This is a genomic window from Streptomyces tropicalis (genome assembly GCF_029269835.1).
GTDB classification, from domain to species: domain Bacteria; phylum Actinomycetota; class Actinomycetes; order Streptomycetales; family Streptomycetaceae; genus Streptomyces; species Streptomyces tropicalis.
The window spans coordinates 300,703-326,803 of sequence record NZ_JARJBB010000008.1 but is presented as its reverse complement, the minus strand read 5'-3'; the positions used below and the strand labels follow the sequence as shown (position 1 = coordinate 326,803).

Sequence of the window (26,101 nt, the reverse complement as noted above, 5' to 3'; positions counted from 1 at the left end):
CCCCCCACCCCGTCACATGTCCCCCGCCTCCTCCCAGTTGGCGGGGATGGCGGCCTTGTCCGGGTGTCCCAGGTGTCCCGGGTGTCTCGTGGCGGGCTCGAATGTCCCGGTTCTGTCACGTGACGGCCTTCGTCGCGTTCGGCGGGAACCCCGGCAGGGGGCGGGGCCCTCTTTACCCACGCACTGCAGCGGACCTCGCACATCACACGAACCTGGAGCAGCCCGTGACAACGCCGGACATAGCAGCGCGGCGCGCAATGGTGGCCTGTGCCGCCCTGGTGGTCGGCGCCCTGACCCTCACGGGATGCGGTGGCGACGCCAACGCCAAGGACGGCAAGGACGGCAAGGACACGACCAGGACGTCCGATGCGCAGATCGCCATCTCGGCGAAGGACGGCTCGACGAGCGCGTCGATCAACGCGACCGGGGTGAAGGTCAGCCGCGGCCGGCTGACCGAGGTGAAGATGACGGTGGCCGGTTCCGGGCAGCCGGTGCAGGGCTCGATCGCGGCGGACGGCAGCTCCTGGAAGCCGAAGGAGCAGCTGGAGCGGGGCACGAAGTACCAGATCTCGGCGACGGCGAAGGACACGGACGGCCGGACCGCCGCCGCGAACTCCATCTTCACGACGGTCACCACGGCGAACAGCTTCATCGGCACGTACACGCCGGACAACGGCGCGACGGTGGGTGTCGGCATGCCGGTGTCGTTCACCTTCGACAAGGCGATCAGCAACAGGAAGGACGTGCAGTCGCACATCACGGTGACGTCGAGCAGCGGCCAGCAGGTGGCGGGCCACTGGTTCGGCACGCAGCGGCTCGACTTCCGGCCGGAGCAGTACTGGAAGGCCGGCTCGAAGGTCACGATGAAGATCGACCTGGACGGCGTGCAGGGCGCGAACGGCGTCTACGGCGTGCAGAAGAAGACGGTGACGTTCACCGTGGGCCGTTCGCAGGTGTCCACGGTCGACGCCAACACGCAGACGATGACGGTCGTGCGGGACGGGCAGACGCTCAAGACGGTGCCGATCTCGGCGGGCAGCGCGCAGCACACCACGTACAACGGGCAGATGGTGATCTCGGAGAAGTTCGTGCAGACGCGCATGAACGGCTCGACGGTCGGCTTCGGCGGTGAGTACGACATCTCGGACGTGCCGCACGCGATGCGCCTGACGTCCTCCGGCACGTTCATCCACGGCAACTACTGGTACAACAAGGGCAATCCGCCGTTCGGCCGGGAGGGCACCAGCCACGGCTGCGTCGGCCTGGCGGACGTGCAGGGCGCGCAGGGCGACACCTCCGCGAAGTGGTTCTACGACAACTCGCTCATCGGTGACGTGGTGATCGTCAAGCACTCCCCCGACTCCACGGTGGCCCCGGACAACGGTCTGAACGGCTGGAACATGGACTGGAGCCAGTGGACCGCGGGGAGCGCGGCCTGACCGCCGAGGCGGCGGTGGGCACCGGTCGGTGAGACAGGGTGTGGGGCTCGGGTGGGCCGCGCGGGAACTTCCCGCGCGGCCCACCCGTTTTCGGGGCACACGTTTTCTCGGTTCGAGGACATGATGTCCGACCGAGGGGCTACGGTATGCACCCACCAGGTGACATGCAGCGACGCCGGGAGACACCTTGAGCGTTCCGTTCGAGACGGCAGCGTACGAGCCGCGCGAGTCGCCCGAGTCTCCGGAGGAGCAGCTCGCGCGGCTGCTGGGCCGTGCGCTGAATTCCTTCGAGCTGCCGGACGAGACGATACGGCTGCTCGACTGCGCCCTGGCCTATGACGGTTCGCTGCACTCGGCGCACCACAGTGCGGGGCTGCACCGGGAGACGTACCGGCACACGTGGCTGCTGGCGGACGGTTCGGCGTTGACGTTGTGGGAGCTGGTGCACAATCCCACGCCGGTCAGCGAGTCGCAGCACGAGGTGTATGTCGACGAGGAGGAGTTGCGCGCGGCGACGGCCCGGTTGCCGTTGCCGCCGGAGGCTCCGGATTTCGAGCTGCCGGTGCTGGTGCCCCTGTCGTCGGTGCCGGAGGTGCGGCACGCGTATGTGCCGGACGATTCGGCGGATCATGCGCGTCGGGTGCTGCGGCGGGCGGAGAATCCGGACCGTCCGGGTGCGCAGGTGGCGGCGCGGGTGGCGACGGCGGTGGCGCACCGGATCACGCAGGCGTTCGGGCGGCCGTGCCGGGCGGGGCGTGCGGGGTTGTGCTTCTCGCTGTACGAGCACGCGTTCCTGCTGGGCGACGGTGCGGAGGTCTCCCTGTGGGAGGTGGAGCACACGGCGACTCCGGAGGGCCGGCACATGTGCGAGGTGTACGCGTCGGAGGATGCGGCGCGGGATGCGATGGAGCGGCGGGCGGCGCAGGTGTCGTAGGGGCGCCGCGCGGCGGGGATGCCGTCGTTCGCGGGGGTGGTGCCGGCGTCGGGGGCGTGTCGCGGGCGGGGTGGTTCAGTGGCTGTCGTCGAGGCGGCGGACGAGGCCGGCGAAGGCGTCCTGTTCGGCGGGGGTGAGTTCGACGAATTCGCGCCGGGGTCCTGTCACGGGCTGCGGCGGGAGGGCCGGCAGGCGGGGGGTGGGCTGCCGTCGGGCCAGTTCGAGGCGGACGCCGCGCCGGATGCGGGCGAGGCCGACGACGCAGGCCGCGGTGAGCGCGGCGGGGAGGGCCACCACCATCCACATGAGGGGCGAGACGTGCTCAGGCATGCCTTCCAGTAGACACCACGGCCCGGACAGCGGGCCCGGACCGTGACGAATCTCGCAGGTGCCGTGAACAACTCACAGCACGCCAAAGGGACAAGGCGCCTCCCGCGGCCCGGGGGCCGCGGGAGGCGCCCCGGCCGGCGGGTCATGCCGCCACGGGCTGCTTCCGTCCGGCGGCGGTCGTGGAGGTGCCGTCGGCCGCTTCGGCGGCGGTGGTGCCGGGTGCGGGGGTGCGCAGGCTCTTGAGGACGACGACGAGGGCCGCGGTGGTGCAGACGCCGGCGGCGATGGCGACGAGGTAGAGGAGGGGGTTGCCGATGAGGGGGACGACGAAGATGCCGCCGTGCGGGGCGCGCAGGGTGGCACCGAAGGTCATCGACAGGGCGCCGGTGACGGCTCCGCCGGCCATGGCGGACGGGATGACCCGCAGGGGGTCGGCCGCGGCGAAGGGGATGGCGCCCTCGGTGATGAAGGAGGCGCCGAGGACCCAGGCGGCCTTGCCGTTCTCGCGTTCGGTGGGGGTGAAGAGCCGGCCGCGGACGGTGGTGGCCAGGGCCATGGCCAGGGGCGGCACCATGCCGGCGGCCATGACCGCGGCCATGATCTTCATGGCGGAGTCGCTGGGGCTGGAGACGGCGATGCCGGCGGTGGCGAAGGTGTAGGCGACCTTGTTGACGGGGCCGCCGAGGTCGAAGCACATCATGAGGCCGAGCAGGGCGCCGAGGAGGACGGCGTTGGCGCCGGTGAGACCGTTGAGCCAGTCGGTCATCGCCTTCTGCGCGGTGGCGATGGGCTTGCCGATGACGACGAACATCAGGAAGCCGACGATCGCCGAGGAGATCAGCGGGATCACGACCACGGGCATGATGCCGCGCAAGGCGTGCGGGATGCGGATGCGCTGGATCGCGATGACGACGCCGCCGGCGAGGAGTCCGGCGGCCAGGCCGCCGAGGAAGCCGGCGTTGATGGTGAGGGCGATGGCGCCGCCGACGAAGCCGGGGACGAGGCCCGGCCGGTCGGCCATGCCGTAGGCGATGTAGCCGGCGAGGACGGGGACGAGGAACCCGAAGGCCACGCCGCCGATCTGGAAGAGCAGTGCGGCCCAGCTGTCGGCCTGCGTCCAGACGAAGTGGCTGGTGACGGCGGGGGCCTTGTTGATGCCGTAGCCGCCGATGGCGAAGCCGAGGGCGATGAGCAGGCCGCCGGCGGCGACGAAGGGCACCATGTAACTGACGCCGGACATCAGCCATGTGCGCAGTTTGCTGCCGTAGCTCTCCTGGCTGCCGCCGGTCCGTTCGACGGGGGTGGCGGCGGGTGCGGCGGGGGTGGTGGCCTCGCCGTGGGCGGCCTTGTCGCGTACTTCGGCGATCAGTTCGGCGGGGCGGTTGATGCCCGCCTTCACGTTGACGTCGACGGTGGGTTTCCCGGCGAAGCGGTCCTTGTCGCGTACGGGGACGTCGTGGGCGAGGATCACGCCGTCGGCGGCGGCGATCACGGCCGGGTCGAGCCGGGCGAATCCGGCCGAGCCCTGTGTTTCGACGGCCACGTCGATGCCTGCCTCGCGGCCGGCGTTCTCCAGGGACTCGGCGGCCATGTAGGTGTGGGCGATGCCGGTGGGGCAGGAGGTGACGGCGACGATCCGGAACGGGCGGTCGCCGTCGGCCGGGGTGGGGGCGGTGTCCGCGCGGGTGGTGTCGTGGTGTGTGCCCGCCGTGGCGCCGGCGGAGGCCGCCGCCGGTGCCACGGCGGTGTTCGTGGGGCCGCCCGGGGGTGCGGGGGTGTGGTCGGCGGTGCCGGGCGCGGTGCGGTCCGCGCCGGACGGGCCGGCCGCGGCGGCGGCTTCCGTGTCCGGCGTTTTCGTGTCCGGCGTTTTCGTGTCCGGCGTTTTCGTGTCCGGTGCTTCCGCCGCCGGGGGCTCGTCGCCCCGGATGAGGGCGGCTGCGGCGGCCGGGTCGCCGGCCGCGCGCAGGGCGGTGGTGAAGTCGGTGTTCATCAACTGCCGGGCCAGCGACGACAGGATGGTGAGGTGGGCGTCGTCGGCGCCGGTGGGCGCGGCGATGAGGAAGATGAGGTCGGCGGGTCCGTCCGCGGCGCCGAAGTCGATGCCGTCGGTGCTGCGTCCGAAGGCGAGCGTCGGTTCGGTGACGTGGCTGCTGCGGCAGTGCGGGATGCCGATGCCGCCGTCGAGGCCGGTGGGCATCTGCGCCTCGCGGGCGGCGACGTCGGCGAGGAAGCCGTCGAGGTCGGTCACCCGGCCCTGGGCCACCATCCGCTCGGCGAGGGCGCGGGCGGCCGCTTCCTTCGTGTCGGCGGACAGGTCGAGGTCGACCAGGTCCGTGGTGATCATGTTGCTCATCGCGGGCTCCTTAGCACGCGTATCGCCCGGGCGGGGTGGGCGACGGGGGCGGGGACGGGGTGGGTGGGGCGGCGGGTCACGGGACCGGCTCCGTCAGGGGGCGGTCCACCGGCACCTGGGGTGTGACGGTGACCGCGGCCGGGTCGAGGTCCGTCGGCGCCGGCATGACGCTGCCGGGCAGGCGGACGGCGGCGGCGCCGTGGGCGACGGCGGAGGCCAGGGCGTCCGGGCCGCTGCCGCCGGCGATGAGGAAGCCGGCGAGGGAGGAGTCGCCGGCGCCGACGTTGCTGCGGACGGTGTCGACGGGGGCGCTGCCGAACCAGGCGCCGGTGGCGTCGACGAGCAGTTGTCCGTCGGCGCCGAGGCTGGCGAGGACGGCGCCCGCGCCGAGGCCGCGCAGTTCCTCGGCGGCCTTCAGGGCGTCGCCGACGGTTGCCAGGGGGCGGCCGACGGCCTCGGCCAGTTCCTCGGCGTTCGGCTTCACCACGTCCGGGCCCCTGCGCAGGGCCGCGAGCAGGGCGGGGCCGGAGGTGTCCAGTGCGATCCGGACTCCGGCGGTGTGCGCCCGGGCGACGAGGTCGGCGTACCAGGAGGGGGCGAGTCCCCGGGGAAGGCTGCCGCAGCAGGCGATCCAGTCGGCGCCGCGGGAGCGCTGCCGCACGGTCTCCAGGAGCAGTTCCTGTTCGGCGGCGGTGAGTTCGGGCCCCGGCGCGTTGATCTTGGTGAGGACGCCGTCTGCTTCTGCGAGGGCGATGTTGGAGCGGGTGGCTCCGGCGACGGGGACGGGGGCGGCCTCGATGCCCTGCGCGTCGAGGAGGTCGGCGACGAGCGCGCCGGGTGCGCCGCCCAGCGGCAGGACGGCGACGGTGCTCCGGCCGGCGGCGGCGATCGCGCGGGAGACGTTCACGCCCTTGCCACCGGGGTCCATGCGCTCGCCGGTGGCACGGACGACCTCGCCGCGCTCGAGGGAGGGGACCTCGTAGGTGCGGTCCAGGGACGGGTTGGGGGTGACGGTGACGATCATGCGCGTACCACTTCCGTGCCGCCGCGCTCGATGGCGGCGGCGTCCTCGGGGCTCAGTCCGGTGTCGGTGATCAGGAGGTCCGCGTCGCCCAGGCTCCCGAAGCGGGCGAAGTGCTCCTGGCCGTGCTTGGCGGAGTCGGCGAGCAGCACCACGCGGCGGGCGGCGGCGACGGCGGCGCGCTTGACCGCGGCCTCGGCGAGGTCGGGGGTGGTGAGGCCGTGGGCGGTGGAGAAGCCGTTGGCGGCGACGAACAGCACGTCGGCGCGGATCTCGCCGTAGGCGCGCAGGGCCCAGGCGTCGACGGCGGCGCGGGTGCGGTGGCGGACGCGGCCGCCGACGAGGTGCAGCTGGATGCCGGGGTGGTCGGCGAGGCGGGCCGCGATGGGCAGGCTGTGGGTGACGACGGTGAGCTCCGCCTCCAGCGGGAGCGCCGCGGCGAGGCGGGCCACGGTGGTGCCGGCGTCGAGGATCACGGTGCCCTCGGTGGGCAGCTCGGCGAGGGCGGCCTTGGCGATGCGGTCCTTCTCGCCGGCGGCGGTGGCTTCGCGCTCGGTGAGGTCGGGCTCGAAGTGGAGGCGGCCGGCGGGGATGGCGCCGCCGTGCACCCGGCGGAGCAGGCCGGCCCGGTCGAGGGCCTTCAGGTCGCGGCGGATGGTCTCCGCGGTGACCTGGAACTCCTCGGCGAGGGAGACGACGTCGACCCGGCCGCCGTCCCGGGCGAGCCGGAGGATCTCCTGCTGCCGCTCCGGTGCGTACATGTCCGCCTGCTTCCGACGATGCCCGAATTTGTGGTTTCACTCGGAGGCTACGCCCGGTTCTCCGGAAAGTAAACAGGTTCGGACTTGAATCGGGCATGAACGGGCTTCGCGTGCGTTCCGGGTGGGTCCGACTGGGGCCGGGTACCCCGGCACGAAGGTGCACAGCCTCAGGGCCCCGGGCACGACGAGGACCCGGCGCAGCCACGGCGAGGGCGACGGCACGGCGAAGGCCCGGCACCCCACGGGTGCCGGGCCTGTACCGGGGGCTTCCCTCGCGCCCTCGCCGCGCCTCGCCCCTCCCCCGCGACACCGCGGCGACCACGCGACCGGTCGTCGCCCGGGGTGCCCGCGGCGCGGGACGGGGCACCAGGCCGGGACGTCAGCCGACGGGCTCGCGCTCCGGCTCCCCCTGCGCCGACCGCTCCGGCGCGGACTCCTCCGACGCGCCCTCCACGTGCTGGGCGGGGCGGCGGGGCAGCGCGGACATCAGCACGAAGATGACGGCCATCACGCCGGCCACGTACCCCAGCGCGTGCTGGAAGGCGTGCACGAAGGCGGGACCCACCTGGGCCGGCGTCAGCCGGTCGCCGATCACGCCGAAGAACACCACGGACACCAGGCCGAGGCCGAGCGCGTTGCCCATCTGCTGCACGGTGTTGATCAGGCCGGAGGCCGAGCCGGCGTGCTCGCGCGGCACCTCGGACAGCACCGCGTCCGTCAGCGGGGCCACGATCAGGCCCATCCCGGCGCCCATCACGACCAGCGGCAGCGCCATCTGCCAGGAGGCGATGCCGAGGCCGTACCGGTGGGCCTCCCACAGGTAGAGCAGGACACCGGCCGCCATGATCAGGGCGCCCGCCTGGAGGACCTTGCGGCCGAAGCGCGGGACCAGCTTCTGCACCGACATCCCGGCCGCCACGGACACCGCGATGGAGAACGGGACGCCGGTCAGGCCCGCCCGGAGCGGGCTCCAGCCGAGGCCGATCTGCATGTACAGCGTCCAGACCAGGAAGAAGACACCGAGCGCGACGCCGAAGACCGTCTGCACGGCGATGCCGGCCGCGAAGCTCTTGACGCGGAAGAGGGACAGCTCGACCAGCGGGGAGCCGTCCCGCGCCGCCTTGCGCCGCTCGTACGCCACCAGGACGGCGAAGACGACGAGCGCACCCGCCATCAGGGCGTACCCCCACAGCGGCCAGCCCAGCTCGCGGCCGCGGGTCAGCGGGTACAGCAGCATCAGCAGGCCCAGCGTGACGAGGACGACGCCGACCAGGTCGAGCTTCAGGGCGCGCGGGGCCCGGGACTCGCTGATGAAGGGGCCGCCGAGCAGCAGGGCCGCGACACCGACGGGGAGGTTGATCAGGAAGATCGGGCGCCATTCGAGTCCGAAGAGGTTCCACTCGGTCAGCAGCGCGCCGAGCAGCGGGCCGGACACGGCCCCGAGTCCCACGATCGCGCCGAACAGGCCGAAGACCTTGCCGCGTTCGTGGGCCGGGAAGGTGGCGTGGACGATCGACAGGACCTGCGGCACCATCATCGCCGCCATGCCGCCCTGCAGGATGCGGGAGGCGACCAGCATCTCCGGGTTCGCCGCGAACCCGCACAGCGCGGACGCGAGCGTGAAGCCGCCGATGCCGAGCAGGAAGAGCCGCTTGCGTCCGTGGATGTCGCCGAGCCGCCCGCCGGTGATCAGGCCCGCGGCGAACGCGAGGGCGTACCCGGCGGTGATCCACTGGATCTGGCTGAAGGACGCGCCCGCGTCCCGCTGGATGGACGGGATCGCGATGTTGACGATCGTGACGTCCACGAGGTCCATGAAGGCCGCGGTCATCACGATCGCCAGGGCGAACCAGCGCCGGCGGTCCCCGGCGGCGCCGGCGCCCGGGCCGTCCGTGCTGCTGGTGGAGGGGAGGTCCGCCCCGCCGTCCGCGGTGCCGCCGGCGGGGGCGGGCACCTCGGTGGGGGTGGTGGTCGTGTCGGTGGTCATGACGACACCGTAGAAGACCATTAGGTCAGATCATGTCCTAGTGGTGCGGCATCCTCGACGGCATGACGACGGACACTCCGGCACGGCTGCTGCAGCTCCTGTCCCTGCTCCAGACACCCCGCGAGTGGCCCGGCGGCGAGCTCGCCGAGCGGCTCGGGGTGTCGCGCCGCACGGTGCGCCGCGACATCGACCGGCTCCGTGAGCTGGGCTATCCCGTCCAGGCGACGAAGGGGTCCGACGGCGGGTACCGGCTCGTCGCGGGCAAGGCGATGCCGCCGCTGGTGCTCGACGACGAGGAGGCCGTGGCCATCGCCGTCGGGCTGCGCGCGGGCGCCGGGCACGCGGTGGAGGGCGTGGACGAGGCGTCGGTGCGGGCCCTGGCGAAGCTGGAGCAGGTGCTGCCGGCCCGGCTGCGGCACCGCCTGTCCACCCTGCAGGCCGCGACGACCCCGCTGACCAGCGGGGACGGGGCGAGCATCGCGCCCGAGACGCTCACCGTGATCGCGGCGGCGGTGGCGGGCCGGGAGCGGCTGCGGTTCTCCTACCGGGCCGGGGACGGCACCGGGACGCGGCGGCTGACCGAGCCGTACCGTCTGGTGTCCACCGGGCGGCGCTGGTACCTCGTGGCCTACGACCTGGACCGCGACGACTGGCGGACCTTCCGGGTCGACCGGGTGCACGAGCCGTTCCCCACCGGGGCGCGGTTCGCCGGGCGGGAGCTGCCGACGGGGAGCGCGGCGGAGTACCTGCGCCAGTCGATGTACCGGCGGCAGGAGACGTACACCTTCAGCGTCACCTTCGCCGAGTCCGCGGACGCCGTCGCGGTGCGGGTGCCCGCCTGGCTGGGCACGCCGGAGCCCCTGGGCCCCGGCCGCTGCCGGCTGCGCGCCCCCACCGGCGACCGGGTCGAGTGGCTCGCCGTGCGCCTGGCCACGCTGGGGGTCGAGTTCACGGTGCAGGAGCCCGCGGAACTGGTCGACGCGGTACGGGAACTGGGGGCGCGGCTGACCCGGGCGGCGGGCGGGTGAGACGCACCCCCACCCCTCGACACGGGTCGGTGGGCACACCCCTCGGGACCGGGCGCCGTCCGGGGCCGGGCGCCATCCGGGACCGAGCGCCGTCCGGGGCCAGGCGTCGTCAGGACCAGGTGACGTCGCGCAGGGTGTCCAGATTGCGCAGGGCCAGTTGGGCGGGGCCGTCCGGACCCTCCGGCGGAGCCTCGCCCGCCGCCCACACCTCCATCGCCACACGCACCGCGGCCCCCGCCACGGCCGCGGCGAAGCGGACCTCCTGGGGAACGACGGGAGCCGCCTCCGGACCGGCCCCGGGAAGGCTCCCGGGGCGGACCTCGGGAGGGACGCCGGGGCCGGCGTCGGACGGGGCATCCGGAGAGCCACCCGGCGGGACGTCCGGTGCGCCACCCGGCGGAACGTCCGGTGCGCCACCCGGCGGAACGTCCGGAGCGGCACCCGGCGGAACGTCCGGCGAGGTGTCGGCCGGGACGTTCGCGGCAACGTTGTCGATGCGGGCCGTGAGCACCTCCGCCAGCGTCCGCTCGGATGCCTGGCAGACCTCCGCCCACACCTTGCGCACCGCCGGATTGGTGTCGGCCAGCCGGATGAGGGTGCGGACCCAGTGCCAGGAGGCCGGGGGAACGCCCGCGCCGGGGGTCAGGGTGTCGCGCACGGCGTGTTCGAGGGCCTGCAGGACGGAGAGGTCGGCGGGGGCGTCGCGCACCGCGTCCGTCCAGCGTTCGGCGCCCGTCGTGTAGAGGGGCGCGACGGCCTCCTCCTTGGTGGCGAAATAGCGGTAGAAGGTGCGCGGGGCGACGCCGGCGGCCTGGGCGATGTCCTCGGCGCGGGTGGCGCGCAGCCCGCGGGTGACGAAGAGGCGGGCCGCGGCCCGGGCGATCTCCATCCGGGTGACGGCCTTGCGCCGCTCGGTCAGGGTGGGGGGCGAGGGGGTACGTCTACGGGCGGGGGTGGGGCTGCTCACGTCGGCAGGTTATGCCCGTGTGGCACAATCTGCCATCTGGCGGGCCACCCCGGGGTTCAGGTCCGGGGTGCCCCGTCCTTCGCCCCGCGCGCGCGTGCCCACCCCCGGCCTCTCCCCTGCCTCGCGGGCCTGCCCTTTTGCCCCGCGGGCCTGCCCTTTCCCTCACGCCCTTCGCACGTCGCCCCGCGTACGGCGGCGGCTCCGCCCGCGGAAACAGCCGGGCTCCGGCACCTGGGGGGAGAGGTGCCGGAGCCCGACTCGGGAAGGTCCCGGCGCCGGGGGGTGGTGCGCAGGGACGTGGCTCATGGTGGTGCGGTTGGTGGCGATGTGCTTCGCGGCGGTGCGGTGCGTGGTGGTGCGGTGCGGTCCGCGGGTCCCGGAGTCCGGGCGGGGCATCGGGGCCGCGCCGTCCGCTCGGATGTCGATTCCGCGTTCGAGCCAGGGGGCCCTGAGGGGTTGTTCCCGGTGTTCTCGGCGTTGAAGCGACGGAGGAGCGCCGTGTTCGCGCCGTTTATGCCGCCCCGCGTACGCGGTGGTCGGCAGGCGGTGCGGACGGCCTCCGACGCAGCCGCCTCCCGACGTGCACGACCCCGTCGTGGCGGGAGGCGCAACCGGCAGCGCCGCGGGGGCACTTGCACCGGGCACCGCCCCGCCCGCCGGGTGCGGCTCAGGCCGCCGCGTCGAAGCCGGTGTCGCGGGCCAGCTTCTTCAGCTCCAGCAGGGCGTGCTTCTCGATCTGACGGATGCGCTCGCGCGTCAGGCCGTGCTCCTTGCCGACCTCGGTCAGGGTGCGCTCGCGGCCGTCATCGATGCCGTAGCGCATCTTGATGATGGAGGCGGTGCGCTGGTCGAGGCGGCCGATGAGGTCGTCGAGCTCCTCGCTGCGCAGCAGGGTCAGCACCGACTGCTCGGGCGACACGGCGGAGGTGTCCTCCAGGAGGTCGCCGAACTGGGTCTCCCCCTCGTCGTCGACCGACATGTTCAGCGAGACCGGGTCGCGGGCCCAGTCGAGGACGTCCGTGACGCGCTCCGGGTTGGAGTCGAGCTCGGCGGCGATCTCGGTGGGCTCGGGCTCCCGGCCGTGCTCGCGGTTGAACTCGCGCTGGACGCGGCGGATGCGGCCGAGCTCCTCCACGAGGTGGACGGGCAGCCGGATCGTGCGGGACTGGTCGGCTATCGAGCGCGTGATCGCCTGGCGGATCCACCAGGTGGCGTACGTGGAGAACTTGAAGCCCTTGCGGTAGTCGAACTTCTCCACCGCGCGGACCAGACCGGCGTTCCCCTCCTGGATCAGGTCGAGCAGGGGCAGGCCGCTGCGCGGGTACCGCCGGGCGACGGCGACGACCAGGCGGAGGTTGGAGCGGATGAACACGTCCTTGGCGCGCTCCCCGGCGGCCACCAGTGCCTCGAACTCCTCGCGGGAGGCGTCCGTCGGGGACTCCTCGGACCCGTCGAGGATCTGGCGGGCGAAGACGCCGGCCTCGATGACCTGGGACAGCTCGACCTCCTTGGCGGCGTCGAGCAGCGGTGTACGCGCGATCTCGTCGAGGTACATGCCGACCAGGTCGCGATCGGCGATCTCGCCGCCATGGGCGCGAACACTGCTTGCCGCGTCGGCCGTCTCGCCGGTGGCGGACTTACGACGGGCGACGGCACGGGTTGCCATGCGTGCTCCCTTGCGATGGGTGGGTCAGCGGGTGGTCCTCAGGACGCCGGACACTCTCTTCGGGGACTCTCCTCGTGTGCCCCGCATCCGAGGGAAACAACGACTGGAAACCGGACAGAATTCCCAACCCGCCCCCCGATTTTTCTGATCATGCAGTACCCTGTGCCGCCGCGCCCCGCTGCGGACCCGGTTCGGCACCACGGAGACGCAGGTCAGAGGGGGCGCCCGGAGATCGTCCGGACCCGCCCCGGCAGCCGCCGGGATTCCCCCGTGAGACTCCCGTCACATTCGACGCCACAGTCCCGGCGGGCCGCGGCGGCGATCGCGGTCGGCCTCCGGCCGGGAGGGCGTCGCCGTCGGCCGCCCCCACCCTCAAGGACGGGCGGCACCGGCGGAAGGTTGCCGCACCCCCGGACTCTCAGGAGATTCCCGGGCGCCGCTCACCCGGATGTACGCACGTCACGCGCACGCGTTTCAGCCGAACTGCACGGACCGCTTCGCCAGCCCCATCCAGAAGCCGTCGATCACGGACCGCTGCGCGTCCAGCTCGCCCCCGGCCTCGGCCGCGCCCATGGTCACGAAGAGCGGGGCGAAGTGCTCGGTGCGCGGGTGGGCGTAGCGTCCGGCCGGCGCCTTGCCGAGGAAGTCGAGCAGGGCGTCCCAGTCGCGGGTCTCCAGTGCGCGGCGGCCCCAGTCGTCGAACTCCGCCGACCAGGCGGGCACGCCGGGGCCGGTGTGGCGCAGCGCGGCCAGGTTGTGGGTGAAGAAGCCCGAGCCGACGATCAGCACGCCCGCGTCGCGCAGCGGCGCCAGCCTGCGCCCGATCTCCATGAGCCGGACCGGCTCCAGCGTCGGCAGGGAGATCTGCAGGACGGGGACGTCGGCCGCCGGGTACATCTCGACGAGCGGGACGTAGGCGCCGTGGTCGAGGCCGCGGTCGGGGACGTCCTGCACGGGTATGCCGGGGGCCCGCAGCAACTTGCGCACGTCATCGGCGAGTTCGGGGGCCCCGGGGGCGTCGTAGCGCACGCGGTAGTAGTGCTCGGGAAAGCCCCGGAAGTCGTACACGAGGGGCCGGGTCCCGACCGCGCCGAGGGCGAGCGGCGCCTCCTCCCAGTGCGCGGAGACCATGAGGACCGCCCGGGGCCGGGGCAGGGCGGCGGACCAGGCGGCGAGCTGGCCGGGCCAGACGGGGTCGTCCGCGAGCGGCGGGGCGCCGTGGCTGAGATAGAGGGCGGGCATGCGCTCCTGGGGGGTGGCGGACACGGGGCGGCTCCTCCGGCACGGATCGGATGAAGGGGGGTGGGAAGGGCGGACGACAGATTTACTTGAAACCTCAAGCTCCACTGCCGACCCTACGCCCGGATTGTTCAAGTTTCAAGAAGCAGGCTCGTAGAGTGGGGCCCATGAACACGGCACCCGCATCCGTCCCCGAGCCCGCCCCCGCTCCGGACGGAGCCCATCGCTGGCTCACCGACGAGGAGCAGCGCGTCTGGCGTTCCTACCTGCACGCGACCACGCTGCTGGAGGACCACCTCGACCGCCAGCTGCAGCGCGACGCGGGCATGCCGCACATCTACTACGGACTCCTCGTCCAGCTCGCCGAGGCCCCGCGCCGCCGGCTGCGGATGACCGAGCTGGCCATGAACGCGAAGATCACCCGCTCCCGCCTCTCGCACGCGATCGCACGACTGGAGAAGAGCGGCTGGGTGCGCCGGGAGGACTGCCCCTCCGACCGCCGGGGCCAGTTCACGGTGCTCACCGAGGAGGGGTACGGCGTCCTGCGCGAGACCGCGCCGGGCCATGTGCACGCCGTCCGCCAGGCCCTCTTCGAGCGCCTCTCCCCCGAACAGCAGAAGTCCCTCGGCGAGATCATGCAGATCGTCGCCGAGGGACTCCAGCCGGACGAAGCGGGTGCGGACCTGCCCTGGCTCCGCTGACCGGGCGGGGCCGGGCCCGATCCGGGCAGGCCGCGTCTGACGGGCGGGCGCGGGCCCTGCTCCGGGGTCCCGTACCCCGGGGCTCGTGACCCCGGGTACGAGCCCCCGGCTCGCGTCAGTGGGCGATGACGGGAACCGCCACCGCGTCCTCGACGCCCGCGGCCTCGCCCTCGCCGGCACCCGGACCGGCGACCGTGGCGCCGCCCGGACGGCCGGCGTTGACGAAGGTCAGCGCGATCACCGCGGCCAGGGCCAGGATGCCCACGGCGAACCAGATGGCGCTCGTGTAACCGTGCACCATGGCCTGCAGCCGCACCATCTGCTGCTGCGGTGCCGTCGCGGCGGTCGCCATGTGGTCGCGCACGTAGGCGGTCGTCGCGGAGGCCGCGATCGTGTTCAGCAGGGCCGTACCGATCGCGCCGCCGACCTGCTGCGAGGTGTTGACCATCGCGGAGGCGACACCGGCGTCGCGCGACTGGACGCCCTGGGTCGCCAGGGACATCGCCGGCATGAACGCCGTGCCCATGCCGAGGCCGAGCAGCAGCATCGCCGGCAGCAGCAGTGCCGCGTAGGAGGAGCCGACCTCCAGGCGGGTCAGCAGCAGCATCCCCAGCGAGGCGGCCAGGAAGCCCGGACCCATCAGCAGGCGCGGCGCGACCCGGGTCATCAGCCGGGCGCCGATCTGGGTGGACCCGGTGATCATGCCCGCGACCATCGGCAGGAAGGCGAAGCCGGTCTTCACCGGGGTGTAGCCCTTCACGACCTGGAGGTAGTAGGTCAGGAACAGGAAGAGCCCGAACATCCCGATGATCGCCAGGCCCAGGGAGAGGTAGACACCGCCCCGGCTGCGGTCGGTGACCACGCGCAGCGGCAGCAGCGGGGCCCGGACCTTGGACTCGACGAGGACGAACGCGAGGAGCAGCACGGCCGCCGCGACGAAGAGGCCGACGGTGAGGGCGTCGCTCCAGCCGTCGGACTCGGCGCGGGTGAAGCCGTAGACCAGGGACACCAGGCCGAGCGTGGACAGCACCACACCGGGGATGTCGAGCGGCGAGCGGTTGCGGCCGCCCTCCGGCTCGCGGATGACGAGGAACGCGCCGGCCGCGGCCACCACGGCGAACGGGATGTTCACGAAGAACGTCCAGCGCCAGTCGAGGTACTCGGTGAGGAACCCGCCGAGGATCAGGCCGACGGCGCCGCCGCCGCCCGCGATCGCGCCGTAGATGCCGAACGCCTTCGCGCGCTCCTTGGCGTCGGTGAACATCACGGCCAGCAGCGACAGCGCGGCGGGCGCCAGCAGCGCACCGAACACGCCCTGCAGGGCGCGCGCCCCGAACATCATCGCGCCGCTCGTGGCCGCCCCGCCCAGCGCGGACGCGGCGGCGAACCCGGCCAGGCCGGTGACGAAGGCCCGCTTGCGGCCCCACAGGTCGGCGATGCGGCCGCCGAAGAGCAGCAGACCGCCGAAGGCGAGGGCGTAGGCGGTGACGACCCACTGCCGGTTGCCGTCGGATATGCCGAGGTCGCGCTGGGCGGAGGGCAGGGCGATGTTCACGATGGTGGCGTCCAGGACGACCATCAGCTGGGCGAGCGCGATGAAGACGAGCGCCTTCCAGCGGTTGGCGTCGGGGACGCCGGGAGCCTGTACGGCTGTTTTGGACATGGGGGTACCCACTTCGGGACTTCGGAGCTGCGGAGCTTCGGGCTACGGAGCTGAGGGACTGCGGAGCTGGTGTCTTGCAGGACGTCGTGGTGGCAGCCGGCGCGGACAGGACGCGCGGGCAGGACGCCGGATCGGCGCCCGGACGGGAGGAGGGGCGGGGGAGGTACGGGTCTACGGGTCTGTCGGGCTGCGGGTCGGGTGTCCGGTGTCAGGCCTGGCGCAGGTCCTCCATGGTGGTGACCTCGCCGGGGAGGACGGAGCGGGCCGGGGCCCGCAGCCCGTCGAGGAACAACTGCAGATGGCGGTGCACGAAGCGGTCGAGGCCGAGGCAGCCGGTACCGGCCGGGGGCCGGCTGAGCTGGGCCACGGCCACCATCAGGTCGCCGACCCCGACGTCGGGGCGCAGCTGTCCGGCCGCCCTGGCCCGCTCCATGAGCTCCTCGATGAGGCGCTCGCCGCGTTCGCGTGCCGCTTCGAGATCGGGATGGTTCTGGTCGAAGGTGCTGGAGACCATCGGGCACAGCGCGCTGATGCGTTCGTCGGCGGCGGTGTGCACGAAGTGCTCCAGCGCGTCGAAGGCGTCGCCGGTCTCCGCGAGCGCCTGCGTCGCCGCCTGCGCCGTACGGTCCATGACGGAGCAGACGACCTCGCGGACGAGGGCGTCGCGGTCCGGGAAGTTGCGGTACACCGTGGCGTTGCCGACGCCGGCCCGGCGGGCGATCTCGTCGAGCGGCACCTCGGGGCCGTGCTCGACGAACATCTCGCGGGCGGCGGTGACGATCCGCTCCCGGTTGCGCAGGGCGTCGGCACGCGGCCGGGGTGCCTTGCGCGGCACGGGCGTCGCGGTCTGCACGGTGTACTCCTCGACTCGTTGATGCTCGGTGGCTCGGTGGCTCGGTGACCCGGGTGGGGTGACCGGTAGGTCGATGAGCCGGTTCGGTATGCCGACCGGACGACCGGCGGGGTCCGGGAGTCCGGGATCCGCCGATCCGGGGAAGGCGTCCCCGGTTTCGCTCGACACAGAGCCAAACGGGGAGAGGGTCCCCGGTTATTTCCCTCCTCCGGCATGCTTCCCGGTGACCTGAGTCACACCGCGGACGCCCGTGCACAGGACGCACGGAGACCGCCGCGCCGCACCCTCACCGCCACGGACCCCCCTCCCCCGGAACCCCACCCGACCGGCCCCTTCGTCCCACGATCGGTCCGCCCCAACGCGCGCCCGCCGCCCCGGCGACCCAGGGTGATCGCAAGGGTGCAGCCGGTCATCGGCGGCTGCCCGGAGCGAAAGGCCACGCATGCAGCCGCAGCCCCGCCGTCGGATATGCAAGCGCCGTGCCGCCGCCCTCGTCTCCGTCACCGCACTCACCTTCGCGGTCAGCACCTCCGCCGGAACCGGGCGCCCGTGGCCGGGCTCCTCGACGACCGGCTCCGGCTCGGCCGCCCTGGCCCGCTCCCCCGCCCTCACCCCCTGCCTCATCAGCGGCGCGTCGGCCGTGCAGATGTCCGAGGGCATACCCACCGCCGGGGGCTACGCCCACTCCACCGGCACCGTGCACGCCCTGACGCTGATGGTCGACTTCTCCGACGCGCCCGGCCAGGGCGACGCGCTCGACCGCTTCCACGAGTTCTTCCCGCAGACCCAGAACTGGTTCCGCACCGCGTCGTACGGGCGCCTGGACTACCGCCCCGAGACCCCGATAACCCACTGGCTGCGCATGCCGAAGTCGTTCAAGGACTACGGCATAGAACGCGGCGCCCCCTTCGACCCCGGCTACCGCGGGCTGGTCCAGGACATCGTGGCCGCCGCGGACCCCACGGTGGACTTCCAGGACTACGACCTGCTGAACGTCCTGATGACGCCCAACGCGGGCCCGTCCGCCCTGGACACGGTCCTGTCGGTCACGTTCGCCGGCAACGCCGAGGCCCCCGTCGCCGACGGCGTGCCGATCGCGAACGCCTCCTTCGTCTACTCCCGCCAGGACGACGGCTCCGGCTCCTACGACCACACCGGCTTCCGCGTCCTCCCCCACGAGAACGGCCACATCTTCGGCCTGCCCGACCTCTACACCCCGGAGGGCGGCGGCGCGGTCGGCCACTGGGACATCATGAGCGAGGACTGGGGAGCCGACAACGACCTCCTCGGCTGGCACAAGTGGAAGCTGGGGTGGCTGGACCCGTCCCAGGTCAGCTGCGCCTCCCGGCACGGCTCCACCGAGTACCCCCTCACCCCGCTGGCCACGGAGGGCGGCCCCAAGCTCATCTTCGTCCCCCTCGACGGCCGCACCGGCTACGCCCTCGAACTGCGCACCCAGGCCGGCAACGACGAGTCCGTGTGCCGGCCGGGCATCCTGATCTACAAGGTCAACGCGGACGTGGACACGGGAAGCGGCCCGGTCAAGGTCTACGACGCCCACCGCAACTCCGGTGGCTGCACCCGCAGCCCGAACATCCAGGCCGAACTCTCCGACGCCCCCTTCGCCCCCGGCGAGTCCTTCCGCGACCCCGGGGCGGGCATCCGTATCGACATCGCAGCGGCGGACCTGGACGGGAACTACCGGGTCCGCGTGACCCGCACATGACGCCGGTCCGCCCTCCCGGACCGGCTCGGCGGACACACCACCCCACCGCCCGGCACTGATCCGCTACGCTGTCAGGGACCGCCCTCATCGGCGGTCCCCACTTGCCGCAGCACGGCCGAGGACTCCCCCGGGAGCCCCCGCCCACGCGACCGGCAGGACCCCGCCTTCGTAGCTCAGGGGATAGAGCACCGCTCTCCTAAAGCGGGTGTCGCAGGTTCGAATCCTGCCGGGGGCACCAGGGCAAAGGCCCCGAACCGATCACGGTCCGGGGCCTTTGACATCCACTTCTGACATCAACGCGGGTGGTCACTGACGACCAGGACGCCTCCGCAGCAGCCGGTCCATGTGGCTCATGGCCTCGCGCTGCGTGTCCTGCACGACGTGCGTGTACACATCCATGGTGATGCTGATCTGCGAGTGCCCCAGGATCTCCATCACGACGCGAGGCGCGACCCCGGCCGCCGTGAGGAGCGTCGCGGTGCCGTGCCGGGCGTCGTGCAGCCGGATCACGCGAAGTCCGGCGGACTCGGCGACCCGGGTGAAGGAGCGATAGACGTTCCGCGGCTCGACCGGACGCCCGGTGCGGGTGGTGAACACGTAGGCCGACTCCTGCCACCCTTCCCCCGCCTTGGCACGAGCAGCCGCCTGCCGCAGGCGATGCCAGCGCAGGGGCGCGATGCAGAGCCCTGGCAGCGGGACGGCGCGGCGACGGCGGCTCTTAGGGTCGTCGTCATAGAGGACGCCACGGCGCCGCTGGGTCTGCTGGCGGACGTACAAAACCCGGTTCTCAAGGTCGAGGTCCGACCAGCGGAGCCCGATGATCTCGCCCCGCCGCAGGCCCATGGCGATGGCGAGCACGAAGGCCGCGTAAAGCGGGTCCTTGCGGGAGGCGACCAGGAAGTCGAGCGTCTCGTCCAGGGTCCAGGGCTTCAGCTCGCGGTTGTCGGTGCGCGGCGGCTCGACGAGCTTGGCGACGTTGCGCGTGATCAGTTCCTCGCGGCACGCGGAGGACAGCGCCGACCGCAGAACACGGTGTGCCTCCTTGGCCGTTGCCGCGGTGGTCTGCTGCTCCAGGCGGACGAGGAAGCGTCGGACGTCGGCCACGCCCAGGGCTTCGAGCTGCTTCGCACCGAGCAGCGGCACGAGGTAGAGCCGCACGTGCGCTTCGTACTTGTCGTAGGTGCTGAGCTTCCGCCGGGGCTTGATGACGTTGTCCAGCCAGTACGGCAGCCACTCGGAGAGCGGGGCCGACCGCGTGGGCACGGGCACGCCCTGGTCCACCTTGGCGAGCAGTTCACGGCGCTTGGCGTCGCACTCGGCCCAGGTCTTTCCGTAGGCGAACTTGCGGGCCCGGGTGCCGTCCGGCTGGAGCACATAGACCGCGCACTGGTAGCGGCCGTCCTTGCGCTTGGTGATGGTGCCGGCGCCGTTCGGGTTGCGCTTGCGCTGAGTGGCCATCAGGCACCCTCCTCGATGCGGCCCAGGATGAACGCCTGGACGGCGTCGGCAGGTATGCGCCTACAGCCATCGATCTTGATCGAGGTGAGGCGATGCGACCGGATCAGGTCGTAGACCTTGGAGCGTCCGATCTTGAGTCGCGCCATGACCTCCGGCACGGTCAACAGCTCGGGAGTGGCGGTGGTCATGCTGCGGCTCCTTCCATGGAGAAAGCTGCTGGGCGTTCCTCGCGTGCGATCTCACGGTTGAGTTGGAGGTCGCGGGCGATGGTGGCGGCGAGGGCGGATTCGCCGGGGGTGTGGCCGTGTCCGGCGTACTGCCAGTCGGCGAGGACGAGGACGGTGTCCGGCTCCTGGTCGTCCAGGCCGAGGGCGGTGTGTTCCTGGGCGGCGCGGTAGTCGGCGCGTTCCTGGCGGAGGGCGCCGAGGGTGGTGGAGTAGCGGCGGGACTTGGTGGAGAAGTGGCCGCGGAAGCCGAGCATGTGGGCCCAGGCCCAGAGGCGGCGGTCGGGGTAGAGCGGGTCGAGTTCTTTGCATGCCTTGATGAGGCGGCGGGTGTGGTCGGGGATTTGGTGGCGGTCGAGTTCGGAGAGTTCGCCGATGCGGCGGTCGAGGGTTCCGGTGTTCTCGGCGGCTTTGGTGGCGTACTTGGCGACGTAGGAGGCGACGGCCTGTTCAGTGATGTCGGAGCCGTCGCCGAAGGCCTTGATGGGCCGGACGTCGAGCTGGGTGCCCCAGCGGAAGGTGCGGGTGGGCTGGTCCTCGGCGGCCGGGACGGAGACCGAGGTGTAGGAGTGCGCGGCTGCGGCGCGGATGGCGTCGGTGAGGAGGTCGACGGTTGCCCAGGCGGGCGATGGGGTGCCGGGCCCTTCGGGGCCGTCGATGCGGATGACGGCGTGGAAGTGGAGGGCGCCGCGCTTCTGGAACTCGGCGACCTTGCCGTACGAGACGCGGGCGTTGCTCTGGAGCTCCCGCCGGGAGAGGCCGGCGCGGGCTCCGATCTCCCGGCGCAGGCGAGTGGTGAAGCGCTGCCAGAGCTGCCCGGCGTGGTTGTTGAACAGCACGGCGCCTGCGTAGTCGTAGGTGGCCGGGTCGAGGGCGGTGCCGAGAGCCGGATCGTCGGCGGCGTGGTGGGTGCCGCAGCGGCAGGTGCCGCGGTCGGGTCGGTTGTGCACGCGGCCGAAGGACGGGGCGGTGAGGGTGGCGAAGACGCGGGGGTGGTCGCGGACCGCGGCGGGGATGGCGCGGCGGTCGTCTCCGGCCAGGCCTGCGCGGATGAGGTGGTAGGTGTCTCCGGCGTAGGTCCAGGCGCAGGAGGGGCAGCGGGAGGCGCGGCGGTTGCCGCAGGCGATGCGGAGGCGTCCGCCGGGCTCGTTCTCGGTGCTGTAGTGGTAGAGGACCTGGCCGGTGGTCTTGTCTTTGTGGAGGGTCCAGCCGGTGAGGTGGATGGGGTCGGCGCAGCCGCCGGTGCGGCGGATCTGGTCTTCCCAGCGGTGGTAGTCGTCGGCCGAGGCCACCCTCAGCAGGTCGCCGAGGGTGGCCGGGTCGAGCAGCTGCTCAGGCACGGGCGCCCTCCCTGGTGCGGCGGGCGGGGGCGGTGCCGGTGCCGTGGCAGGTGGGGCAGTGGGCGGTGATGGTGCGCAGGTGGCCGTGGCGGTCGCGGCCGCCGAGGGTGATGGCGGCGGAGGCGAAGCCGTCGCAGGCCGGGCAGATCCTCGCCCGCGGCGGGGTGGGGTGGGTCATGATGGTGGTTCCTTTCGATTGCGGTTGGAAGGAACGGCCCCGGGTGGCGGCGTGCTTGGCGGCTTGTGCGCCACCCGGAGGCCACTCAGCGAGAGATGCGGGAGCCCCGTCGGCCACGGCCCTTGGCCGCATACATGGCCGCATCAGCAGCGGCGAGCGCGTCAGTCAGCGAAGGCGCCGCCAGCTCGGCGAGTGGGCAGACGCCGACCGATGCGGCCAGCGGCAGCGACGCCCCGTCGTAGGGCAGCGGCTGGTGGAGCGCGGCGGTGAGGGCGTCGAGGTCGACGGCGGCCAGGTCGCGGACGACGGCGACGAACTCATCCCCGCCCAGGCGGCCCGGGGTGCCGTGGTGGTCGCACCAGGTGCTCAGTCGGTCGGCGGTGGCGATGAGGGCGGCGTCTCCGGCGGCGTGGCCGTGGGTGTCGTTGAGGGTCTTGAAGTGGTCGAGGTCGACCAGGAGGACGGCGGCGTGCGGGTGCCGGCGGATGTTGTGTTCGGCGCGGGTGGTCCATCCGGCGCGGGTGTGCAGGCCGGTGAGCGGGTCGCGGCGGGCGGTGGCGAGGCGGCGGGTGAGGATGCCGCCGTGCACGGCCCAGCCCAGTAACGGCGCGATGGCGGCGGCTGTCTGCAGGTCCACGGTGTTCTCCTTGGCGAGGGCGGTTGGCTGGCGCAGTCCCGGGTCCTGGGTGGCGGCGGCGTGCTTGGCGGCTTGTGCGTCGCCCCGGAGGCCCGGGTCAGCGGCGGTGCTGGGCGGAGATGAGCGAGCGGGCGACCAGGGCGCAGATGGCGACGGATGCGGCGGTGACGGCGACCGCGAGGAGCATGGAGACCAGGACGGCGCCGACGATCAGGACCACGGCCGTGCCACCGCCGACCAGGGCGGCGAGGGTGCCCGGGGTGAGCTGCACGGTGGGCCGGGACGGCACCGGGGCCGCGGCCGGGGCGGTGGCCGCCGGGCGGTGCTCGATGACGGCGGGCGGGGCGTGGTGCCGGGTGGGGGTGGGCATGGTGGGGATCTTCGGGCGGAGCATGGCGGTTCTCCTTTCGCGACGGACCTATTTGGTGATGGCGGCGTTGATGGCGGGGGCGAGGACGCTGTCGGCGAGGAGGTAGCCGCCCAGGAGGAGGACGGAGATGAGCCACCAGGGCGGGCGGATGAGCTTGATGCCGAGGTAGCCGACGGCGGCGAGGGCGAGCCACAGAGGGACTTGCATGGCGGGGTGTCTCCTAGCGGACGCGGCAGCGGTGGGTGCGGGCGGCGAGCTGGGCGGCGGAGGCGCTGGAGTAGTCGGCGGACCAGCCGCAGCGGTCGGCGGTGCACACGGCGGCGTGCTTGGTCCGGCCGTTGCGGTCGCGGTGGGTGCCGATCTGCACCGGGCCGATCTGCATCACGGAGTGGAAGTGGTCGCGGGCAGGCATGGCGGTCGGTCTCCTTGCGGTCAGGCGAGGTGGGCGGCGATGGCGTCGGCGAGCTGGGGCGGGACGCCGAGGCGGGAGCGCAGGGTGTCGGTGTCGATCGGGGAGCCGGTCCGGGTCCGGTACTCGTCGGCGACCTTGCGGGCGTGATCGACCAGTACCGCCGGAACCGCAGGCACCGGAGCCGGAGTAGGGGCGGGGGCGGGAAGGGCCGCGGGAGCGGGTTCGTCGGCGAGCGCGGCTGGGGCGGCCTTCGGTTCCGGCTCGGGTTCCGTGAGCGGCTCGGGCGCGGGGTCCGTGTCGTGCTTCGGGGTCGGGTCGGGTGCCGGCGGAACGGTCTCCGGCTCCTGGTGGTTGCTGGAGTGGGCGAGGAGGGTGCCGCCGAGGAAGGCGAGGGCGGGCCATCCGGCGATGCCGAGGCGGAGCAGTGCGGGCGGGTTGGCCAGGTCGAGGAATCCGGCGGTGGCCACGTTCGCGCCGAGGGAGGCGAACAGGGCGATCACGAACCAGGACCAGGCCAGCCGGGACGGTCCCTCGCTGCGGAGGCGGCGCCAGGCGGCGACCATGAGCAGGTCGACGCTGACCGGGTAGGCCCATGCCTTCCACCCGTCCTGTCCGGCAGCGGAGGCCAGGTCGTGCAGGTGGGCGAAGGAGAGGGCTCCGGCGATGACGGCCTGGACCAGGACGGCGTCGACTCGGAGGGCGGGGCGGGCCATCAGGAGTCCTCGCCAGGGTCGTGGCCGGGCGGCGGCGCGGGCAGCGAGGCGGCCAGGGACGGGCTGACGGCGTCCACGAAGTCGAGGTCGGCGCCGGTGGTGTCGGCGTAGAGGGCGAGTTGGCCGAGCAGGAGCACGGTGCGGGCGAAGTCCTCGCAGTCGGGGCACATGCCGGGGTCTCCCTTCATCAGGCATGACGGGGGCAGGGACCTGGCGCGAAGACGGTCGCGCCGACCGGGGAGGGTGAGGGGTCAGGCGGTGGCGGGGGCTGTCTTGGACAGCGGCACCGGGTCCGCGGAACTGCCAGGCAGGGCAGGCCGGAAGGGAGCCAGCTCGGGCAGGTCCGGGGTCAGGTCCGCGTGCCGGTTGCAGGTGTTCACGGCCTGGCGCAGGGAGGTGTGTGGGGCGCGGATGCGGTGCCAACCACCGGTGGAGTCGCCTGCGACAGCGAGCCCGCGCATTTCGGCGGGGATCTGGATGGCGGCGATGACGGCGTCCGGGGAGATGTCGCCGAAGGCCATGTTGGCGGAGGTTTCGTCGTTGACGCGGTGGGCGGTGCGGCCGGTGAGCTGGGCGCGGAGCATGGTGATGCCCTTGCCGAGTTCGGAGCCGAAGCGCTGTCCGCAGATCTCCAGGTAGATGCCGGCGGCGCGGCCGAGCTGGGCGAGGCGGACCAGGGCGGTGATGATGCGGTCCCGCCGCTTCTCCTGCTCCTTGTTGGCGTAGAGGGCGAGTTCGGCGACCTCGTCGACCAGGACCACGACCGGGGTCGGGCGCAGGTGGTCGGGCAGGTCCCAGATGTCGGCGGCGATCTCCGCGTCCGGGACATCGGCGGTGATGCGCTGCTCGGCGCGGATGACCTGGTAGACGCCCTCCATCCGCTCCACGAGCGCATCGAGGAGTTCGGCGGCGGTGTCGGGGTTGTCGGCGAGCGCGGAGAAGCGGCGGGCCAGCGGGAACAGCTCGACGCCTTGCTTGCAGTCGATGCCGACCAGGGCGACGTTCATCGGGGCGAGCCCGGCGACCAGGTTGCGCTGGTAGACGGACTTGCCGGACTCCGTCGCCCCCAGGGTGAGGGCGTGGGGTATCGCCCGGTAGTCGCGGTAGTGCACCGAGCCGTCCTCGCGCAGCGCGACCGGGACCCGCATCGGCCGGGTGTCGGTCTTGGACGGCATCTGCACCCGCTTGAGCACGTCGTAGCCGGTCATCCGCACCTCGACCACGCCCGAGCGCAGCTCACGCGAGGTGACCCCGTACATCGAGAACGAGTGCCGCAGCCGGTCGGAGGCCGCCGCGACGTCGAAGGCATCCTGACCCGGGCGGAGCTTCAGTCGCAGGGCCAGGCCGGTCCGGGTCGGGCGCAGCCGCAGGATGCGAGGGGGACGGAACTCAGGGATGGGCCGGTTGGCGGCCCGGGCTAACGCCAGGCGCCACCGCGAGGGCGGAACCGTCAGGCCGCAGGCGTCCATGACCGTGGCGTAGCGGACCAGGACCCGCACGCTCGCGAGGGTGACCCCGAAGGTCAGCCAGTACCAGGCGGGGCGCCGCCACCGCAGGAGACCCGCGGCAGCGACGACCAGCACCAGCGCGACCGTGAAGCCGGTCATGATCAGGCCGCCTCAGAGGTCGCGGCAGCGTCGGCCAGCGAGGTCACCGCGACCGCGCGGAACGCGATCCCGTGCCGCTTCTGGCCGTTGAAGTCGTTCTCCCACGGCCGGGCAATCAGGCCCGTGAGCGCGACCGGGGTGCCCATGGCCAACTCACCCGAGATGCCGGGCTCCGGGACCGCGATGGACAGGATCTCCACCTCGTCGTTGGCCGCGAACATCACGTCCACCGTCATCATCCTCGCGCCGGTCTCGGCGTCGGTGGCGATCTCACCGGTACGGCGGTCCTTGATCTTGGGCTGGGGGGTCTTGGCGACCATCACGGTCGCGCCGGAGGTCTCGACGGGGATCTGACGCATGACGCGCTCCTTGGATCGATGCACCTAACGCACTTAGTACGTCAGCTTGGTCTAGAGGATGGACTTGTCTTACTTGGCATGTCAAGTGGTTCTCTCGACGCTGTCGCCGCGATGTGCTGCACTAGGTACGACAAC

The 26,101-nt window shown here is 72.8% G+C and carries 27 protein-coding genes and 1 tRNA gene; 6 read left to right on the top strand and 22 right to left on the bottom strand.

What is annotated here, in order from left to right:
* The first annotated feature begins 224 nt into the window (after positions 1–224).
* Both P3H78_RS18595 and P3H78_RS18590 read left to right on the top strand, forming a co-directional pair.
* Positions 225–1,439 carry a L,D-transpeptidase gene (locus P3H78_RS18595; RefSeq protein WP_276110137.1) on the top strand — a complete coding sequence of 405 codons (1,215 nt, stop codon included), beginning with the start codon at positions 225–227 and terminating at the stop codon, positions 1,437–1,439.
* A 187-nt stretch (positions 1,440–1,626) separates the two neighbouring features.
* Complete coding sequence (locus tag P3H78_RS18590; RefSeq protein ID WP_276110136.1) at positions 1,627–2,373, top strand: DUF6227 family protein; 747 nt, start codon at positions 1,627–1,629, stop codon at positions 2,371–2,373.
* 75 nt (positions 2,374–2,448) lie between these two features.
* Here the strand turns inward: P3H78_RS18590 and P3H78_RS18585 are convergent, their stop codons facing one another.
* From P3H78_RS18585 to P3H78_RS18565, 5 genes are all read right to left on the bottom strand, one after another.
* Positions 2,449–2,703, bottom strand: a complete 255-nt coding sequence (locus tag P3H78_RS18585; protein WP_276110135.1) for a hypothetical protein — start codon at positions 2,701–2,703, stop codon at positions 2,449–2,451.
* Positions 2,704–2,845: 142 nt separating this feature from the next.
* The gene (locus P3H78_RS18580) at positions 2,846–5,056 is read right to left on the bottom strand and encodes a PTS fructose transporter subunit IIABC (RefSeq protein ID WP_276110134.1); all 2,211 of its coding nucleotides are present in this window, start codon (positions 5,054–5,056) and stop codon (positions 2,846–2,848) included.
* Positions 5,057–5,132: 76 nt separating this feature from the next.
* Positions 5,133–6,080 carry a 1-phosphofructokinase gene (pfkB, locus tag P3H78_RS18575; RefSeq protein WP_276110133.1) on the bottom strand — a complete coding sequence of 316 codons (948 nt, stop codon included), beginning with the start codon at positions 6,078–6,080 and terminating at the stop codon, positions 5,133–5,135.
* Entirely contained in the window at positions 6,077–6,838 is a 762-nt protein-coding gene (locus P3H78_RS18570) for a DeoR/GlpR family DNA-binding transcription regulator (protein WP_276110132.1), read from the bottom strand. Before P3H78_RS18570 ends, pfkB begins: the two co-directional genes overlap by 4 nt.
* A 379-nt stretch (positions 6,839–7,217) precedes the next feature.
* Complete coding sequence (locus P3H78_RS18565) at positions 7,218–8,669, bottom strand: MFS transporter (protein ID WP_276110158.1); 1,452 nt, start codon at positions 8,667–8,669, stop codon at positions 7,218–7,220.
* Between the two features lie 218 nt (positions 8,670–8,887).
* On the opposite strand from P3H78_RS18565, the gene P3H78_RS18560 reads away from it, so the two are divergent.
* Complete coding sequence (locus P3H78_RS18560) at positions 8,888–9,853, top strand: helix-turn-helix transcriptional regulator (protein WP_276110131.1); 966 nt, start codon at positions 8,888–8,890, stop codon at positions 9,851–9,853.
* Positions 9,854–9,962: 109 nt separating this feature from the next.
* Here P3H78_RS18560 and P3H78_RS18555 read toward each other — a convergent pair whose 3' ends face one another.
* From P3H78_RS18555 to P3H78_RS18545, 3 genes are all read right to left on the bottom strand, one after another.
* Positions 9,963–10,742 carry a TetR/AcrR family transcriptional regulator gene (locus P3H78_RS18555; protein ID WP_276110157.1) on the bottom strand — a complete coding sequence of 260 codons (780 nt, stop codon included), beginning with the start codon at positions 10,740–10,742 and terminating at the stop codon, positions 9,963–9,965.
* Between the two features lie 745 nt (positions 10,743–11,487).
* Positions 11,488–12,486, bottom strand: a complete 999-nt coding sequence (locus P3H78_RS18550; protein WP_276110130.1) for a sigma-70 family RNA polymerase sigma factor — start codon at positions 12,484–12,486, stop codon at positions 11,488–11,490.
* Positions 12,487–12,960: 474 nt separating this feature from the next.
* Entirely contained in the window at positions 12,961–13,752 is a 792-nt protein-coding gene (locus P3H78_RS18545) for a dioxygenase family protein (protein ID WP_276110129.1), read from the bottom strand.
* A 140-nt stretch (positions 13,753–13,892) separates the two neighbouring features.
* Here P3H78_RS18545 and P3H78_RS18540 point away from each other — a divergent pair, with 140 nt between their 5' ends.
* Entirely contained in the window at positions 13,893–14,426 is a 534-nt protein-coding gene (locus P3H78_RS18540) for a MarR family winged helix-turn-helix transcriptional regulator (RefSeq protein ID WP_276110127.1), read from the top strand.
* Between the two features lie 115 nt (positions 14,427–14,541).
* Here P3H78_RS18540 and P3H78_RS18535 read toward each other — a convergent pair whose 3' ends face one another.
* Positions 14,542–16,089 carry an MFS transporter gene (locus P3H78_RS18535; RefSeq protein WP_276110126.1) on the bottom strand — a complete coding sequence of 516 codons (1,548 nt, stop codon included), beginning with the start codon at positions 16,087–16,089 and terminating at the stop codon, positions 14,542–14,544.
* Between the two features lie 208 nt (positions 16,090–16,297).
* Positions 16,298–16,942, bottom strand: a complete 645-nt coding sequence (locus P3H78_RS18530; RefSeq protein WP_276110125.1) for a TetR/AcrR family transcriptional regulator — start codon at positions 16,940–16,942, stop codon at positions 16,298–16,300.
* Between the two features lie 442 nt (positions 16,943–17,384).
* Here P3H78_RS18530 and P3H78_RS18525 point away from each other — a divergent pair, with 442 nt between their 5' ends.
* Together P3H78_RS18525 and P3H78_RS18520 are read left to right on the top strand one after the other, a co-directional pair.
* Positions 17,385–18,668, top strand: coding sequence for a M6 family metalloprotease domain-containing protein (locus P3H78_RS18525; protein ID WP_276110124.1), 1,284 nt, complete (start codon positions 17,385–17,387; stop codon positions 18,666–18,668).
* A gap of 162 nt (positions 18,669–18,830) precedes the next feature.
* Positions 18,831–18,906, top strand: a tRNA-Arg gene (locus tag P3H78_RS18520).
* A 68-nt stretch (positions 18,907–18,974) separates the two neighbouring features.
* On the opposite strand, the gene P3H78_RS18515 is transcribed toward P3H78_RS18520, so the two are convergent.
* The 12 genes from P3H78_RS18515 to P3H78_RS18460 all read right to left on the bottom strand — a co-directional run bounded on the left by P3H78_RS18515 (position 18,975) and on the right by P3H78_RS18460 (position 25,966).
* Positions 18,975–20,126, bottom strand: coding sequence for a tyrosine-type recombinase/integrase (locus P3H78_RS18515; RefSeq protein ID WP_276110123.1), 1,152 nt, complete (start codon positions 20,124–20,126; stop codon positions 18,975–18,977).
* Positions 20,126–20,314 (bottom strand): helix-turn-helix transcriptional regulator, encoded by a 189-nt coding sequence (locus P3H78_RS18510; RefSeq protein WP_276110122.1) that lies wholly within the window; start codon positions 20,312–20,314, stop codon positions 20,126–20,128. Before P3H78_RS18510 ends, P3H78_RS18515 begins: the two co-directional genes overlap by 1 nt.
* Positions 20,311–21,690 (bottom strand): replication initiator protein RepSA, encoded by a 1,380-nt coding sequence (gene repSA, locus P3H78_RS18505; RefSeq protein ID WP_276110121.1) that lies wholly within the window; start codon positions 21,688–21,690, stop codon positions 20,311–20,313. Before repSA ends, P3H78_RS18510 begins: the two co-directional genes overlap by 4 nt.
* Positions 21,683–21,868, bottom strand: coding sequence for a hypothetical protein (locus P3H78_RS18500; protein WP_276110120.1), 186 nt, complete (start codon positions 21,866–21,868; stop codon positions 21,683–21,685). The genes repSA and P3H78_RS18500 overlap by 8 nt, the downstream gene beginning before the upstream one ends.
* Positions 21,869–21,953: 85 nt before the next feature.
* Entirely contained in the window at positions 21,954–22,505 is a 552-nt protein-coding gene (locus P3H78_RS18495) for a GGDEF domain-containing protein (protein WP_276110119.1), read from the bottom strand.
* A 97-nt stretch (positions 22,506–22,602) separates the two neighbouring features.
* A complete protein-coding gene (locus P3H78_RS18490; RefSeq protein ID WP_276110118.1) occupies positions 22,603–22,899 on the bottom strand; it encodes a SpdD-like protein in 297 nt (98 codons plus the stop codon).
* Positions 22,900–22,923: 24 nt separating this feature from the next.
* On the bottom strand, positions 22,924–23,082 hold the full coding sequence (locus P3H78_RS18485) for a hypothetical protein (RefSeq protein ID WP_276110117.1): 159 nt from the start codon (positions 23,080–23,082) through the stop codon (positions 22,924–22,926).
* A gap of 13 nt (positions 23,083–23,095) precedes the next feature.
* Complete coding sequence (locus tag P3H78_RS18480; protein WP_276110116.1) at positions 23,096–23,287, bottom strand: mobile element transfer protein; 192 nt, start codon at positions 23,285–23,287, stop codon at positions 23,096–23,098.
* A 20-nt stretch (positions 23,288–23,307) separates the two neighbouring features.
* Complete coding sequence (locus P3H78_RS18475) at positions 23,308–24,003, bottom strand: DUF2637 domain-containing protein (RefSeq protein WP_276110156.1); 696 nt, start codon at positions 24,001–24,003, stop codon at positions 23,308–23,310.
* Positions 24,000–24,170 carry a hypothetical protein gene (locus P3H78_RS18470; RefSeq protein WP_276110115.1) on the bottom strand — a complete coding sequence of 57 codons (171 nt, stop codon included), beginning with the start codon at positions 24,168–24,170 and terminating at the stop codon, positions 24,000–24,002. Before P3H78_RS18470 ends, P3H78_RS18475 begins: the two co-directional genes overlap by 4 nt.
* 81 nt (positions 24,171–24,251) lie before the next feature.
* Positions 24,252–25,607: an FtsK/SpoIIIE domain-containing protein gene (locus tag P3H78_RS18465; RefSeq protein WP_276110114.1), complete on the bottom strand. Its 1,356-nt coding sequence runs from the start codon at positions 25,605–25,607 to the stop codon at positions 24,252–24,254.
* 2 nt (positions 25,608–25,609) lie between these two features.
* Positions 25,610–25,966, bottom strand: a complete 357-nt coding sequence (locus tag P3H78_RS18460) for an SCO3933 family regulatory protein (protein WP_276110113.1) — start codon at positions 25,964–25,966, stop codon at positions 25,610–25,612.
* Positions 25,967–26,101: the final 135 nt, after the last annotated feature.